Origin of the sequence: Aeromonas sp. s10, assembly GCF_040907975.1 — a bacterium.
GTDB lineage: Bacteria > Pseudomonadota > Gammaproteobacteria > Enterobacterales > Aeromonadaceae > Aeromonas > Aeromonas caviae.
This window is the reverse complement of record NZ_JBFOCV010000046.1, coordinates 1-15033: the sequence shown is the minus strand read 5'-3', so window position 1 is coordinate 15033 and position 15033 is coordinate 1. Positions and strand designations below refer to the sequence as shown.

10 protein-coding genes, 3 tRNA genes, 1 other RNA gene and 1 pseudogene are annotated in these 15033 nt (G+C 62.4%); 4 read left to right on the top strand and 11 right to left on the bottom strand.

What is annotated here, in order from left to right; translation table 11 throughout:
- Window positions 1-27: 27 nt before the first annotated feature.
- The 11 genes from AB5Y59_RS17245 to AB5Y59_RS17195 form a co-directional block, all read right to left on the bottom strand.
- The gene (locus AB5Y59_RS17245; protein WP_069652632.1) at window positions 28-867 is read right to left on the bottom strand and encodes an FTR1 family protein; all 840 of its coding nucleotides are present in this window, start codon (window positions 865-867) and stop codon (window positions 28-30) included.
- Window positions 867-3836 (bottom strand): YncE family protein, encoded by a 2970-nt coding sequence (locus tag AB5Y59_RS17240; RefSeq protein WP_368212425.1) that lies wholly within the window; start codon window positions 3834-3836, stop codon window positions 867-869. Before AB5Y59_RS17240 ends, AB5Y59_RS17245 begins: the two co-directional genes overlap by 1 nt.
- 4 nt (window positions 3837-3840) lie before the next feature.
- The gene (locus AB5Y59_RS17235) at window positions 3841-4290 is read right to left on the bottom strand and encodes a hypothetical protein (RefSeq protein WP_041212878.1); all 450 of its coding nucleotides are present in this window, start codon (window positions 4288-4290) and stop codon (window positions 3841-3843) included.
- 118 nt (window positions 4291-4408) lie between these two features.
- Window positions 4409-4894, bottom strand: a complete 486-nt coding sequence (locus AB5Y59_RS17230) for a YqhA family protein (RefSeq protein ID WP_010674393.1) — start codon at window positions 4892-4894, stop codon at window positions 4409-4411.
- Between the two features lie 82 nt (window positions 4895-4976).
- The gene (locus tag AB5Y59_RS17225; protein ID WP_010674394.1) at window positions 4977-5678 is read right to left on the bottom strand and encodes a peptidase; all 702 of its coding nucleotides are present in this window, start codon (window positions 5676-5678) and stop codon (window positions 4977-4979) included.
- Between the two features lie 31 nt (window positions 5679-5709).
- Window positions 5710-6510 (bottom strand): transglutaminase domain-containing protein, encoded by an 801-nt coding sequence (locus AB5Y59_RS17220; protein ID WP_368212424.1) that lies wholly within the window; start codon window positions 6508-6510, stop codon window positions 5710-5712.
- A complete protein-coding gene (locus AB5Y59_RS17215) occupies window positions 6507-7433 on the bottom strand; it encodes an alpha-E domain-containing protein (protein ID WP_010674396.1) in 927 nt (308 codons plus the stop codon). Before AB5Y59_RS17215 ends, AB5Y59_RS17220 begins: the two co-directional genes overlap by 4 nt.
- A complete protein-coding gene (locus AB5Y59_RS17210) occupies window positions 7427-8863 on the bottom strand; it encodes a circularly permuted type 2 ATP-grasp protein (RefSeq protein ID WP_368212423.1) in 1437 nt (478 codons plus the stop codon). Before AB5Y59_RS17210 ends, AB5Y59_RS17215 begins: the two co-directional genes overlap by 7 nt.
- Window positions 8864-9221: 358 nt before the next feature.
- The gene (locus AB5Y59_RS17205; protein WP_324046047.1) at window positions 9222-10934 is read right to left on the bottom strand and encodes a hypothetical protein; all 1713 of its coding nucleotides are present in this window, start codon (window positions 10932-10934) and stop codon (window positions 9222-9224) included.
- A 237-nt stretch (window positions 10935-11171) separates the two neighbouring features.
- Window positions 11172-11247, bottom strand: a tRNA-Asn gene (locus AB5Y59_RS17200).
- A 2-nt stretch (window positions 11248-11249) separates the two neighbouring features.
- Window positions 11250-11325: transfer RNA gene (locus AB5Y59_RS17195), tRNA-Asn, on the bottom strand.
- 467 nt (window positions 11326-11792) lie between these two features.
- Between AB5Y59_RS17195 and dauA the strand changes: the two genes are divergently transcribed.
- The 4 genes and pseudogenes from dauA to hcp1 form a co-directional block, all read left to right on the top strand.
- Window positions 11793-13529, top strand: a complete 1737-nt coding sequence (gene dauA, locus AB5Y59_RS17190) for a C4-dicarboxylic acid transporter DauA (RefSeq protein ID WP_368212422.1) — start codon at window positions 11793-11795, stop codon at window positions 13527-13529.
- Window positions 13530-13799: 270 nt separating this feature from the next.
- Window positions 13800-13887 (top strand) — tRNA-Ser (locus AB5Y59_RS17185).
- 53 nt (window positions 13888-13940) lie between these two features.
- Window positions 13941-14069, top strand: a non-coding RNA gene (locus AB5Y59_RS17180) — RtT sRNA.
- Between the two features lie 716 nt (window positions 14070-14785).
- A pseudogene (gene hcp1 / locus AB5Y59_RS17175) lies at window positions 14786-15033 on the top strand (type VI secretion system effector Hcp1); the annotation flags it as partial.

The following is a 15033-nucleotide window of genomic DNA, read 5'->3' as shown; positions in this document are numbered from 1 at the left end:
CTCCCGAACAGAGTGTGATCCCCGGGCTCAGCCCCTGGTCGGGGCGGCGCTCCCCTGGGGGCGATAGCTGCGATGCCAGAGGGTGACAAAGATCATGAGGTAGCAGGCCCAGGTCAGCAACTGCAGGCCGGCCGGTGAGGCGTTGTAGCCAAACAGGGCGCGTAGGAAGGTGCCGAATACCCCCTGATCGTCGAGGATGTGGCTGATGTTGAAGACAGGCGTCGTCCAGAAGGTGATGACGTCCGCTGCCTGCAACATGTTGACGGCGGACGAGAGCAAGCCTGCGGCGATGATGATGATGAGCAGGCCGGTCCAGCGGAAGAAGGGGGCCAGCGCCACCTTGCGGGTGGAGCGCAGCAGCCCCCACACCAGCACCACAGAGACCAGCAGCCCCGCCAGCGCCCCCATCAGCCCCTGGTGCAGATCCACCCCTTGCCCGGAGTAGACCAGGGCCGAGAAGAAGAGCACGGTTTCAAAGCCTTCGCGCATCACCGCCAGAAAGGCGAGCAGCACCAGACCAAACAGGTTGCCACCGTCGATGGCGGCATCGATGCGCGCCGTCATGGCCCCCACCTGGGATTTGGCCTGTTTTTGCATCCAGATAGCCATATAGGTGAGCACCAGGGTGGCGAACATCAGGATCCCCGCCATCAGCAAATGGTTGTAGCGCTCGCTCTCGAACTGGCTCACCACCACCTGGAACAGGAAGGCGACGACGAGGGAGGCGACAAGACCGAGGCCCACCCCCAGATAGATGAACTTGTTGTAGCGGCTCGCCCCCAGCTTGGCGAGGTAGGAGAGGCAGATGCCGACCAGCAGGAAGGCTTCCAGCCCCTCGCGCAGGGTAATGAGAAAACTTGCGAACATCAGGATTGAGGCTCCGTATCGGGCGTGACGGGGAGGGGCTGCAGGGTCAGTTGCAGCCGATTGAGTTGCACTATGGGTGGCTCCGGCAAGCTCGGCTCGGCGGCGCGCACCGCATCATTGACCCACTTGGGGTAGGTGCGGAAATTGAGTTTGATATCGGCCTTGAAGGGCCCCTCGGCATCCGCCGGCAGTGGCCAGACTTCATCGCGCCAGCCATCGGCCGGGATGCGGGTGTCTTCAAGGAGCTTGGCGTAGCGCCAGAACTTGAGCCCCACCGGCTTGCCCTCGGCATCGCCGAACACTTTTCTGAACAGCCGCGCATCCTCAGGGACGGCGCCGTTCACCGGCTGGCCGCTTTGGAGCACCAGCTTGCCGCTGGCGTCGGTGACGGTCAGCTCCAGCCAGAGTTCACGGAAATCGGCGACCCCGGTGGGCAGGGCGTGGCCGGCGCCGGTATTGGCGACTCTCACCACCAGCGCGGGTTGGCCACTCTGGTTTTCAATGCGGGCCGAGAGGGTGGCGCTTGAGCGCAAGAGCGCCAGGCTCTCCTGCTCGAGGGTTGCACTCCTCAGCCCCACTAGCTGATGCTGGGCGCCGGTAAAGTTGTGGCGATAGAGCCGCTCTTTCACGGTGCCGTTTTCGGTGGACTGGCCCGCCACCGGCGCGCCGCCGTTGCCCGGCTCCGGATTCATGTGGCAGTCGATGCAGGTGCGCCGTTTGGCAGGATCTTCGGCTTTGGCGAAGCTGGATTTTTCCCACTCATCCCAGGTGTTGACGATATTGGCGCCGGTACCGGGGGCGAACTCGTTGTGGCACGACTTGCACAGGGCCGCGTCCCGGTAGAAATCCTTCTGGTAGGAGGCCTTGTGCATGGCGGGGCGGGCGTTGATCTGCCGCTCTGCCAGCCAGTGCTGGAGGCTGCCCCCCGGGGCATCCTCGAACACATAGCTCTCGCGGTCTTTCAAATTGACCGTAAAGGCGCTGTTGCCACCGGCATCCTCGAGCCGGGTGATGCGATGGCAGAGCACACAGCCAGTCCCTTCCTCAACCACAGGTTCGCCTGCCTGGTGGGCCGCAATGAGCGAAGCCCCGCCCTGCTCGAACATGTGAGAGCCCTTGGGCAGATCAGTCTGGCCGTTCATCACCTGCTGGGGCATGTGACAGCCCTGGCACCACTGGCCGAAGGCTTCGCCCTCGGTTTCGCGGGCCAATGCCTGCACCACCTTGTAGTAGGGGTGGGAGTTGCCCATCAGCCGGTGGTTGCTCTCGCTCCAGTCCTGGAACGCCTGTTGGTGGCAGTTCTGGCAGGAGGCGGAGTTGAGCCACTCCTTGGGATGAGTGGTCGGCGCCTTGGCAGGATCCCTGCGCGGGGCATCGAGCCTAAGCCAGTTGGCCAGATAGGGGAGGTTGCCATCACTGGTCACGAAAGCGTGCAGATCCTCCATCATCGCCTGCACCTCGGGATGGGGCCTCGCGGGGTCGACCGGCTCGGCCCCATCGCGGGTGTCATGGCCCATGCCGCCCTGGGTCTGCTGGGTCATGCGCAGGTATTCGCCGATAAAGTCCCCCGCCACCATGTTGGCGAGGTTGGCGTGGCCGTTGATGGCGTTGTCGCCGCTCTGCTGGCGATGGGCCGCCATCAGATAGCGGTTGGTGAAGTTGAACCCGTCCAGATGGCAGGAGTTGCAGCTCATCCAGTTGTCCCCCGCCATGGGGAAGCGGCTATTGGCGGCAGTATTACCCAGGTTGAACAACCGTTCACCGCGCTTGAGGGCTTTGGGGCGGGGATCGGTCTCTACCAGCTTGGCGAAGTGGGGCACATCCACGGTGACCCGGGCAAACGGGCCGCTGCCGCCGCTATTGAGGCGGGTGAGATCCTGCCCCATGACGTTGTGGACCAGGATATGGTGGCCATCGATCAGCAGATCGCGCGGATTCTGGCCCGGCAGGTGACGCAATAGCTGGGTCGCCTTGGCGCCCCCCTGAAACTTCTTGCGGCGGTGGCGGTTGCTGTTCTGCTTGCCGCTGCGCGACAGGTCAAACACCAGCAAGTCTTCGGAACCCGCCAGGGTCAGGTAGACCCGCTTGCCATCGGCGGCGAAGCGCGCCGCGAACGGGTTGGAGACGATCTGGCTGCGGTTGCCGACGCTGGGCAGGTTGATCTGCAAGAAGAGCTGCTTGCGCTCGTCCACCCGCTCCTTCTCTTCATCGAGATCGATGATGGAGACGGCCGGGAAGACGGTGCTCTGAAACTGGAAGGGGTGCTCGAAACTCCACAGCACATGGGGCAGCCAGGCTTCGCTGCCATCGGGGGCGAGGGCGATGCCGTCCAGCAGGCGCGGCAAGCCCTGGGAGTCGCTCGGGGTATCGCTGTGGGTTTCCGCCAGGGTGATGAGCTTGGGCTTGGGCAGAGTAGCCCCCTTAGCGTCCTTCTCAAGCTTGGCAAGGTCATAGATGGCGAGCTGGCCGGTCATGGCGTGGGTGAGCAGCAGGCGATCATTGTCGGTCAAGGCCAGCCCGCGGGGAGTCTCGGCGGTTTTTGCATCCAGCTGGAGGTTGCCCGCCCTGTCATAAGCCTGAAGGCGCCCTCCCTCGAACAGCGTGACCCAGAACCAGCGCCGCTTGGGATCGAAGATGACGCCATAGGGCCTATGGCCGGTGGGGATCGCCTTTTCCAGCTCGAGTTCATCATCCAAGAGCAGCAGGCGATCGCCGCTGTAATCGGTGACCAGCAGGGTGCCGTCATCGGCGCGGGCCAGCTGGCGCAGGTCGCCCCCCAGCTGCACCTCGTTGAGGCGCTTGCCAGTGCCCCGCTCGAGCAGGGTGACGGAGCCGGCACTCTGGTTGGCGGTGACCAGGCGCGGGGCGCTCCCCTCGTCATAGGCAATCATGGCGGCGCCCATCTCCTGGGCCGAGGCGGTCACCAGCAGCAGGGCGGCCAACATCAGGGATAACAACAACTTCAACATAAGATCAGGTGCGCCATTTCAAGATGGTCCAGCGCCAGGCGTGGCGCAGCACCAGGGGCGTCAACGCGAGCGCGCTCAGCCAGTGGGCCCAGCTGGCAAGGTTGCCGAGGCTGTCCCCCGGGGTGCCGTGCAGCACCAGCACCAGTCCGCTGGCCAGACAGACCAGCAGCAAGGCTTCGATGATGCGCCCCGTGGTGCGCAGAAAAGGCTTGCGGCTCTTGCGCAGCAGGCTGCGATGGGAGAGCCAGAAGGCGCCAAACAGCAAGGGGAACAGGGTGAGCGAGAGGGCGACGTGCAAAAACAGGTTCCAGCGCGCCAGGGACCAGGTCGGCGTCAGGGGTTCCCACAGCAGCAGACCGGAGAAAAACATCAGATAAAGGGCACCCTCGGCCGCCTGATGGTGATAGGCCAGCCACTGCCAGCAGTGTCGTGGTGAGAGGGAAAGACTCGTCATGGGTGCTCCAGCTCCCGGGCGGTTCAGCCCGGGGCGAGCAAGTTTACAATGCAGTAAGGGTAATGAAAAGAGTTATCAATTCGGCTCTTGATGAATAGACCCTGAATGGCGCCGGGCCCTATTTGTGCTCCGCCAGCCGCTCGGTCACCGCATAGATAAGTGCTGCGGTGGAGAAGGCGAGGAAGACGATGACCGACCACTTCATCTCGATCTCGTTGCCGGTGCCGTCGTCGAGGAAGGCTTTGAGCACCTCGATGCCGGCGATGGTCACCAGAGAGTTGATGACGATGAGCTTGAGGGACGCGAAGTTGATCTTGCTGAGCCAGTTGTCGCCGAGGGCCGCTCGCTGCTCCGGGGTCTTGATGAACTGCACGTAGCCGCAGATGGCCACCAGGATCAGCATCTGAGCCACCAGCACGAAGTCCACCAGGGTGAGTACCCCCGTGATGAGATCCAGATAGTGGATGTCGATGATGTCGCGGCACAGCACATAGAGCTGCATGGCGAACTTCACCATCAGGAGGGCGACACAGATAAGGATGCAGACATAGAAGGGGAACATCATCAACCGGCTGCCGTTGAGCATGACGTTGAAGCGGCGCATGGGAAACTCCATCGAAAAGGAAGGCAGCCAGAATATCCGGAAAGAAAGGAGCGGGAAAGCGCCTTGGCGCCTCCCGCCCGGCCTAGAGGGGGAAGGTGGGAAGGCCCTGGAACAACTGCTGCAACCCCTCGCCCCAGGCCTTTCGCAGCGCCACGAAATGGGGGTTCTGTTCGGTGATGCGGTGCTGGTTCGTCGCCGAGAAGCTGCCCTCGTGATAGACCAGGGCATCCAGAGGCAAGCCCACCGACAGATTGCTGCGCAGGGTCGAGTCGATGGAGATGAGGGCGCACTGCAGGGCGGTCTGAAGCGGCGTCTCATGGTGAATGATGCGATCGATGATGGGTTTGCCGTACTTGCTCTCACCAATCTGGAAGTAGGGGGTGTCGGCGCTCGCCTCGATGAAGTTGCCCTCCGGATAGATGTGGAACAGGCGGTGGCGCTCCCCCCGGATCTGCCCCCCCAGCAGGATGTTGCAGCCGAAGTTGATATGGCCCTGCTGCTGACCCCCATCCCGGCTGATGACGGTGCGTATGGTCTGGCCGATGAGGGCGGCAGCCTCGTAGAGGCTGGGGAGGGCAAGGAGCTCCTGCCCCTCCGTCAGCAGGCTGATGACGCTCTGGGTGGTGGCCAGATTGCCGGCGCTTTGCAGCACTATCACCCTGTCCTCCCGGGTGAAGAGGTGCAATTTGCGGAAGGTGGCGATGTGATCCACCCCCGCATTGGTGCGCGAATCGGACGCAAACACCATGCCGTCTTGCAGGCACATGGCGACGCAATAGGTCATGACCGCACTCCCGCCAGGACTCTCCCGGTCTTCATTGCTGCTGTCCATCCAGGCGGGTCACCTGTGCCTGGCTCTGCAACTGTTCGCACCCGCCGCCATAGCGCACGCCGCGCACCGGACAGGCATCCAGATAATCCATGCCGACCGCGAGCTTGAGGTGCTCGCTGGTGGAGCTGGTGAGGTTGGTGACGTCGAACGTGTGCCAGCGCTCCTCGATCCACACCTCGGCCCAGGCGTGCATCGCCACGTGGCTGTTGTCCTGGCTGTAGAGGTAACCGCTCACGTACCGGGCCGGCAGGCCGGCGTGGCGGCAGCAGGTCAGGAAGACATGGGTGTGGTCCTGACAGACGCCGCTGCCCGAAGCGAGGGCCTCGTCGGCGCTGAAGGTGGCATCCGTGCTGCCGGGCTGATAGGGCATCAGCACCAGGATGCGTGCCATCAGGCTCTGCAAGTCGGCCAGGATCGGCGCCTCTGGCAGGCAGGCCTTCGCGAGATCCTGCAGGGCCGGGGTCGGGCGGGTGAGGGGGGTGGGCCTCAGGTAGCTCAGGGGAGAGATGAGGGAGGACTCCTCATCTTCCGGGGCGTCGTCGCAGATCTCCACCTCCCCGTGGGCGCGGATCAGGATCCCCTCGTGGGGGGACTCCAGGCTCAGCACGTGCAGTATGTTGCCGTAACCGTCCGTGGTGCAGGTGGCCTCCCCCGGCAGCTCCAGCTCCCAGGAGAGGATCTGCTGGCGGGCCGTGCTGTGGGGAGTCAGGCGCAGGTACTGGGTGCTGCGGCGCACCACGTCGGCATAGTGGTAGCGGGTCTGGTGATCGATGATGAGTCTCATAATACCTCCAGGTAGGCGGCGTGGATGCTCTGGCCGATGGCGCCGATGTCGCTGAGAAAATCACTCAGGTACTCCTGCATGCCGAGGGCAAAGACATCGTCGATGGCGCCATAGGTCAGATGGGCGTTGAGTATGGTGGTCAGGCGCCGGGGCGTCTGACCGGCGTTGCCCTCGATCTGGGCCAGGATCAGCTCCATCTCGTCGAGGCAGGCCCGCAGGGAGCGCGGCACTTCATTGCGCAGGATCAGCAGCTCGGCGATGGAGGCATGGGAGAGTGTCTTGTAGAGGGTCTGGTGGGCCTCGTAAGCGCCCACTGACCGCAACAGGGCATTCCAGCGGTAGAACTCGCGCACGCTGTCCTCGTCCTCCCGGATCACCTGATACTTCACGGTCAGGATGCGCGCCGTGTTGTCGGCCCGCTCGATGAAGGTGCCAAGGCGCAGGAACCAGAGCACGTCACCGCGCATGATGGTGCCATAGGTGGCGCCGCGAAACTGGTGGGAGCGTTCCTTGATCCAGTCGAAGAACTCCTGGGCCTGGCCGCTGGAGAGGCCCGCCTGGCGGCGTCGGCGGATCTCTATCCAGGCGGCGTTGATGCTCTCCCACACCTCACCGGGGATCTTGCCCCGCACGGCGTGGGCGTTATCCCTGGCCATGCGCAGACAGCTGAAGATGCTGCTCGGGTTCTCCTCGTCGAAGCAGAAAAATTGCAGCAGGTTCTCCATGTTCACCTGGCCGTAGCGGGCCAGGAAGGGCTCGTGAGTGCCGCTGATGGTGAGGGGCGCCACCAGCTCGCTGTGATCGGCGTCGATGGAGGGCATCAGCGACATGGTCTGGGTGACGTCCAGCATGCGTGCCGTGTTCTCCGCCCGCTCTAGGTGGCGGGACATCCAGTAAAGTTCGCTTGCGGTGCGGCTCAGCATGGGCTGCCCTCCATGACCCAGGTGTCCTTGGTGCCACCGCCCTGGGAGGAGTTGACCACCAGGGAGCCTTCGGTGAGGGCGACCCGGGTCAGGCCGCCCGGTACCAGGCGCAGCTCCTGCCCCGTGAGAACGAAGGGGCGCAGGTCGATGTGGCGGGGGGCGATGCCGGCGTCGACGAAGGTCGGGCAGGTGGACAGAGAGAGCGTCGGCTGGGCGATGTAGTTGTCCGGCCGCGCCTTGAGCAGTTCGCGAAAACGGGCCAGCTCCTCGCGACTGGCGCAGGGGCCGATGAGCATGCCGTAGCCGCCGGCGCCATGGACCTCCTTGACCACCAGCTCCTCCAGATTGGCCAGCACGTGGGAGAGGGCAGCCGGCTCGCGGCACTGCCAGGTGGGCACGTTGTTGAGAATGGGATCTTCCCCCAGATAGAAGCGGATCATCTCCGGCACATAGGGGTAGATGGACTTGTCATCCGCCACCCCGGTGCCGATGGCATTGGCCAGCACCACGCCGCCGGCGCGGTAGACCGAGAGCACCCCGGGCACGCCGATGAGGGAGTCCGGGTTGAAGGCGATGGGATCGAGGAAGTCGTCGTCGATGCGGCGATAGATGACATCCACCCGTTTCAGCCCCGTGGTGGTGCGCATCAGCACCTGACCATCCTTGACCACCAGATCCGCGCTCTCCACCAGCTCCACCCCCATCTGCTGGGCGAGGAAGCTGTGCTCGAAGTAGGCGCTGTTGAAGCGTCCCGGGGTCATCACCACCACGCAGGGGTTGTCCACCGGGCTGCTCTCGCGCAGGGTCTGCAGCAACAGGGCCGGGTAGCGCTCCACCGGGGCGATGGGCTGGTTGTGAAACAGCTCCGGGAAGAGGCGCATCATCATCTTGCGGTTCTCCAGCATGTAGGAGACCCCGGAGGGGGTGCGCAGGTTGTCCTCCAGCACATAGTACTCACCGTCGTGGTTGCGGATGATGTCGACCCCTGTGATGTGGACATAGGTGTCCCGGTGCAGGTCGACCCCCTGCATGCAGGGCTGGTACTGGGCATTGGTGAGGATCTGGGCGGCCGGGATCACTCCCGCCTTCAGGATGCGCTGATCGTGATAGATGTCGTGCAGAAAGGCATTGAGGGCGGTGACGCGCTGGCGGATCCCCTTGTCCAGATGTTGCCACTCCCGGGCGGGAATGATGCGGGGAATGCTGTCGAACGGGATGAGGCGCTCGGCGCCGTCCCCATCCCCGTAGACGTTGAAGGTGATGCCGACCCGGCGAAACAGCAGGTCGGCCTCTTCACGCTTGCGCTCTATGCTCTTCTCGTCGGTCTGGTGCAGCCACGAGAGGTAGGCGTGGTAATGATCGCGAAACTGGTTGTCGGTGAGCAGCATCTCGTCGTAACAACCGGGTCCGGGGGGCTTGATGGGCAGCATAGGCAACTCCTTGTGACGTCCCTGCGTACATCACAAAGTGCAAGGGCTGTGCCAGCCAATTGAGTCGCTATCGAGGCCAGTGTCAGTAATTTTTCATTGAAAAATCAGATGGATGACTTTTATGTCATCACGGGGCAAGGCAGGGCGCACCAGAGTGGTACCCCATAGAGGGTAAGCCTGCGCCATCTTGTGGCAACAGGCCATGAGGGCAAGGGACGGGCGCATCGGGATGCGGGGGCGGAAGGCGAGCACCCTTGCCCCGAGGTGGGGCAGGGGGATAGGAAAGAACCCGACCGATGGCCGGGCTTGGGGGGATTCAGGCACCGGGAGTGGAGGGGCGGCCTGCTGGCCCCAACGTTCAACCTTCTGGTTGGGGATCATGCAGGGACGGGGCCAGGGCAAACCAGGCCGAAGCCAGGTCCGGGCTGCCCAGCGGCGTCGCGGCCATGAGGTCACGAACGTCAAACTCGTCCGGCACGCTGGCGGCGTGATGTTCCCAGACATGATCCAGCGTGGCTTCCTGCCGTGCGGGCAGGGCGGCAATCTCGGCGGGGCTGCACAGTCCGTGGTGCAGGAGCTGGGGAGCATAATCGAGCATGAGCTGCTCCCGGCAGGCCGTGCGGATGTCGTCCCTGCTCCCCAGGTGACGCAAGGCTTCCAGGTTGCCAGCAAGCCAGCCGAGGCGGGCTGCTTCACAGCCGAGGTCGTGCCATGCGGCCAGTTTGTCCGTCGCGTCGGCCAGTTGCTGATTCATCTGTCGGCGCATCCGCAGCAGCAGTTGGCTCAGGGGAGTGCCGTCATCCAGGAATTCATCAGGCCAGGCCAGAATATCCTTCGCCACCTTCATCAGGACGGGCATGCTGTCTCCCTCGGCGGTGCCGACCAGATCGCACAATTGCAGGGTAGGAACGATGCGATTTCGCAGGAATTTTCCCTGGGCACCACACCGCTGCATGCAATGTTGCAGGGAGGTTCGCATCAGTTCGACGGCGACGGCCTTGACCAGGCCTGCGTCGGTCTGAAAGCGGGAGGAGTGCCGTCCATCCGGCAAATGTCGTTGCTTTATCCCTTCATACAGCGCCATGGCGGCCAGCCCCGTGACATAGGCACGAGTCAGTATCCGGCGGTGCAGGGCATGGTGCATCAGCGGTATGACCCGACCGTTGTGGGCGTGCAGAGGTCGTTGCTGCGCGTAGTGAATGGCCAGTGCGAGGCTCAGTTTCATGCCGGGGATCAGGGAGGCGGTCAGCACCAGTTTTCCCCACTCAACACGGCGCAGGGAGCTGAAGAAAATGTCGCGTTGGCTGGCAAGACGAGAGTGAAAGATGCCCCCTGCACTGATGTCGTGCTCATGACCCCTGAGCCATGCCCAGCGGGGGAGCGCCACCTGCTCGAAGGTGATGATGGCGTGATCCACCACGTCGAAGTAGGGGAGGTCGAGCACGTCCGGGCTGGAGACGCTGACCCCCTGACACAGTGCGCCACGGGTGTCCCGGCAGGGCACCAGAAAGGGATGAATGCCACAGTCTTGCTCGCCGACCCACAATCTGGCCATCACCACGCTGCTCTTGGGTTGCCCTTCCAGGGCGATGTAGGGCATGAACTTGGCGGCATGCCGATGGGGCGTATGGAGGATAAAACCGTCAGTGGCACAGTCGTAGCGGACTTCGGTTGCCATGCTCATGGCATTGTTGCCACAACCCAGTTCGGTGACCAGATAGAGCCCGTGAGTGTGCAAGGCCAGAGCCTCCTCAATCTGACCGATGATCTCCGGATGGTGCCGATCCCCCAGCTCCAGCAGCGTGCCGAGATAGAGATTGTAATGACTGGCCAGCAAGGGGCAGAGCCCCCCTTGCCGGGTCAGGCAGGGAGACTCCATCAGGGTGAGGAGGGGGGCCAGGTCGTCAACGATATCCTCTTGCCCGAGTGCAGCCGTGCTGGCGACAGTGTGGAAAATCCGGTAGATGGCCCGGGTCCGTTGTGCCTTCTCGAGATGATGGAGATCGGGGAACAGGGTGTCGTTGAGTGCCAGGGCATGCAGGCGACTGGCCAGTGAAGCAGGGTGTGACATGATGGCTCCTTGACTGGATAGATCCAAATGGTCCTTTTTGAATCAATCATAGTCTTTGGGATCTCTGTGACACCCTGGTGACGAGCCTGGTGATGAGTAAGGGTCGTCATCGAAGGCCATGGGGAATCAGGAAAGCAAGCAGGTGGCGGTTTGGCGCGCCATCGGGCAGGGGGGCCGTGGACAGGCCCGGAAGAGCAGATATGAAAAAGCCCAGCCAAAAGGCTGGGCTTTAAAATGTGGCTCCCTCGACAGGACTTGAACCTGTGACATACGGATTAACAGTCCGCCGTTCTACCGACTGAACTACGAGGGAATTGGCTCCTCCTACTGGACTTGAACCAGTGACATACGGATTAACAGTCCGCCGTTCTACCGACTGAACTAAGGAGGAATAGCCTGTCTCGTCGAGACGGGGCGGATATTAATGGCCCATCTCCTGGGTGTCAACCCGCCTGTCGGCGTAAAAAATGGCTTTTTGGCCCGTTTGCCCAAAACTTGGGCAGCGCGGACTATTTTCAGCACAATCAGGAGCTTGAGATCGCGCCTTCGGTCGGGTTGTGCCTGCTTGGTATCCTGATTCCCGCATACTGCCAGGAGGAGGCGTGGTGTCGTTCATCCGCAGAGTACCGTGCCCGGGGAAACCTGCCGTGGCGGGAAACGGCGTTGATATTCGGGGTGTCACCGACAATATTGCGCGCTCATGGCCATTTCTTGATCCCGCCCATCGAATTATCTGGCCGGGTCGGGTATGGTTGCCTTCGATACCATCGCCGCGTCGACAGCTCTGCCGGCCCTTGATGATGATCGGGTGCCGGTTCACCCCGGCCTTTGTCTCCCTCTTCTGGTATTACCCTAGACATGCACAATCAAGCTTCCTTACAAGGCGTGAAGCTGGCCATCGCATTGCGCCAATCCTGCATTGACGAACCCTACAGCGTGGCGCGCTTTGGCCGCGACCTCATCGCCGGCATCACGGTCGGCATCATCGCCATTCCCCTTGCCATGGCGCTGGCCATCGCCAGTGGGGTGCCGCCCCAGCACGGGCTTTATACCGCCATCATCGCCGGCATCGTCATCGCCGTGACCGGGGGATCCCGCTTCTCCATTTCGGGCCCCACTGCCGCCTTCGTGGTGATCCTCTACCCGGTGGCCCAGCAATTTGGCGTGGGCGGCCTGTTGATGGCCACCCTCATCTCGGGCTGTTTCCTTGTGGCCATGGGCATGGCGCGTCTCGGGCGCCTCATCGAGTACATTCCCCCCTCGGTGACCCTGGGGTTCACCGGTGGTATCGCCATCGTCATCGCCACCCTGCAGATCAAGGATTTCTTCGGCCTGCAGGTCCTGGAGATGCCGGAAACCTATCTGGGCAAGGTGCAGGCGCTGGCTCATGCCCTGTCAAGCTGGCAGTGGGGAGACACCCTGGTGGGTGTGGCAACCCTGGCGGTGCTGCTGCTCTGGCCGAGATTGCGCCTGCCGGTACCCGGCCATCTGCCCGCGGTGCTGGTGGGGGTGGGGCTCGGGTTTGGTCTGCACCAGTTCGGGGTGGACGTCGCCACCATCGGCAGCAAGTTCAGCTATACCCTGGCCGATGGAACCCAGGGCATGGGTATTCCCCCCATCGCGCCGACGCTGGTGATGCCCTGGGCGCTGCCGGGGCCGGACGGGGCTCCGGTGGAGTGGAACCTCGCCGCCATCGAGCGGCTGCTGCCCGCCGCCTTCTCCATGGCCATGCTGGGGGCCATCGAATCCCTGCTCTGCGCCGTGGTGCTCGATGGCATGACGGGTCGCAAGCACAGCTCCAACGGCGAGCTGGTGGGGCAGGGCCTTGGCAACATCCTGGCCCCCTTCTTCGGTGGCATCACGGCGACGGCCGCCATCGCGCGCTCCGCCGCCAACGTGCGGGCCGGTGCCACCTCGCCCATTTCCGGTATTGTCCATGCGCTGGTGGTACTGGCCGCGATCCTGGTGCTGGCTCCCTGGCTCTCCTGGTTGCCGCTCTCTGCCATGGCCGCCCTGTTGCTGCTGGTGGCCTGGAACATGAGCGAGGCCCACAAGGTGGTGGATCTGGTGCGCCGGGCGCCCAAATCCGATGTACTGGTGCTGCTGGTCTGCCTGTCGCTGACCGTCATCTTCGACATGGTCATCGCCATCACCTTCGGGGTGATCCTGGCCTCTTTGCTGTTCATGCGCGAGATAGCCAAGATGACCAGGCTGCACAACCTGGCGGATCACAAGCGCTATGCCAGCGAGGTGTCCCCCTCGACCCTTGTCTACAAGATCAACGGGCCACTGTTCTTTGCCGCCGCCGAGCGGGTCTTTGACGAGTTGCTTGCCCAGGTGAAGGACCACAAGGAGTTGATCCTGCAAATGGAGGCGGTCTCCATCCTGGATGCTGGCGGTCTCACCGCCTTCCAGCAGTTCGCAAAACGCATGGCCAAGGCGGGGGTCCGTCTCAAGGTGGCTGAATTGCAATTCCAGCCCCTCAAGACCCTGGCGCGGGCCAAGGTGCGTCCGGTGGCGGGAGAGCTGGAGTTCTACGGCTCGCTGGGAGAGGCTATTCGAGGAGAACATTTGCACGAAGCGGTTGAAAATTGATGGAAAGGGATAGGAAATGGCATATTTTTAGTCACTTGGTTCGCTTATTGAGCAAACAGTGGCAAAAGATAAAAAATTGCATTGACCGCCTCGCGCCTATCCCTTACATTACGCCCCGTTCCAGCGCAACGGCGCAGCGAATTCGTGTTGGCTGAACACGTTAAAGCACAGACCAAAATTGGGTGCGGTGTCCGAGTGGATGCCCACCGACGAAGTTGGCAAGATGCACGCGCAGCGTGCTCCGAAAGCCACTTCAAGCAGTGAAAATTTGGTGAGGTGTCCGAGTGGCTGAAGGAGCACGCCTGGAAAGTGTGTATACGGCAACGTATCGAGGGTTCGAATCCCTCCCTCACCGCCAAATTGCAAAAAACCGACCTCATGGTCGGTTTTTTGCTTTGGGGAAGCGTCATCAGCTCATCTCGAAGAGGGGGGTGAGAACCCTCGCCGGGTTCGAGCAGAGCAGCTTGCTGCGATGAACGGCCGCAGGCCGCCCCAAAGGGGTGAGCCACGCAGTGGCGAATCATCCCTCCATCACCGGATAAAACAAAAGGCCCGTCGAAAGACGGGGCCTTTTGTTTTATCCGGTGATGGGCGGCTCGGTTCGGGCCCAGGTTCGAGAGGCGGGCAGGATAGCCCGCATGGACGGCCAGAGGCCGTCCGCAGGGCGAGCGCCAGGGACGGCGCGAGTCGCTCCTGACCCATCCTCAGATGTCAGAACCGGCCAGATGGTCGGTTTTTTGCTTTGGGGAAGCATTTTCCGCTCATGTGGAAGAGGAAGGGGGGAGGGCCCTCGTCGGGTTCAAGCAGAGCAGTTTGCCGGGATGAACGGCTGCAGGCCGTCCCGAAGGGGTGAGCCACGCAGCGGTGAATCATCCCGCCCATACAGCCAACTAAAACAGAAGGGCCGTCGCGAGACAGGCCCTTTTGTTTTAGTTGCCGACAATCTGATCATGCCTGTGATGGGGGGGCTCGCAGGCGAAGCGGAGATTCCGCTGGCCTGGTTTGGGGAAGTAGCGTGAAGGTAGAGATAAACTCCGCCACGCGCAATATGTTGCATTTATGCCAGTCATTTATGCTGCATGTGCAAGGTTTAATGGGTAAATGCATTGATTGCGCAACTTGTTGCGTCATGGCGCCGGTGCGCGAATCGGTTTTATATTCAACTAATTGTTTTAAAACAAAAAAACGTCTTGGCATGGTCACTGCTAACGGATTCGGACGAGTGTCATAACCGTTCAACCATCAGGAGCAATTCCATGCCAACTCCATGTTATATCAGCATCGAAGGTCAAACCCAGGGCAACATCACTGCCGGTGCTTTCACCTCCGATTCCGTCGGCAACATCTTCGTGCAGGGCCATGAAGACGAGATGCTGGTACAAGAGTTCCAGCACGTCGTCACCGTACCGACCGATCCGCAATCCGGTCAGCCGGCGGGTCAGCGTGTCCACAAGCCGTTCAAGTTCACCGTTGCCCTGAACAAGGCCGTGCCGCTGATGTACAA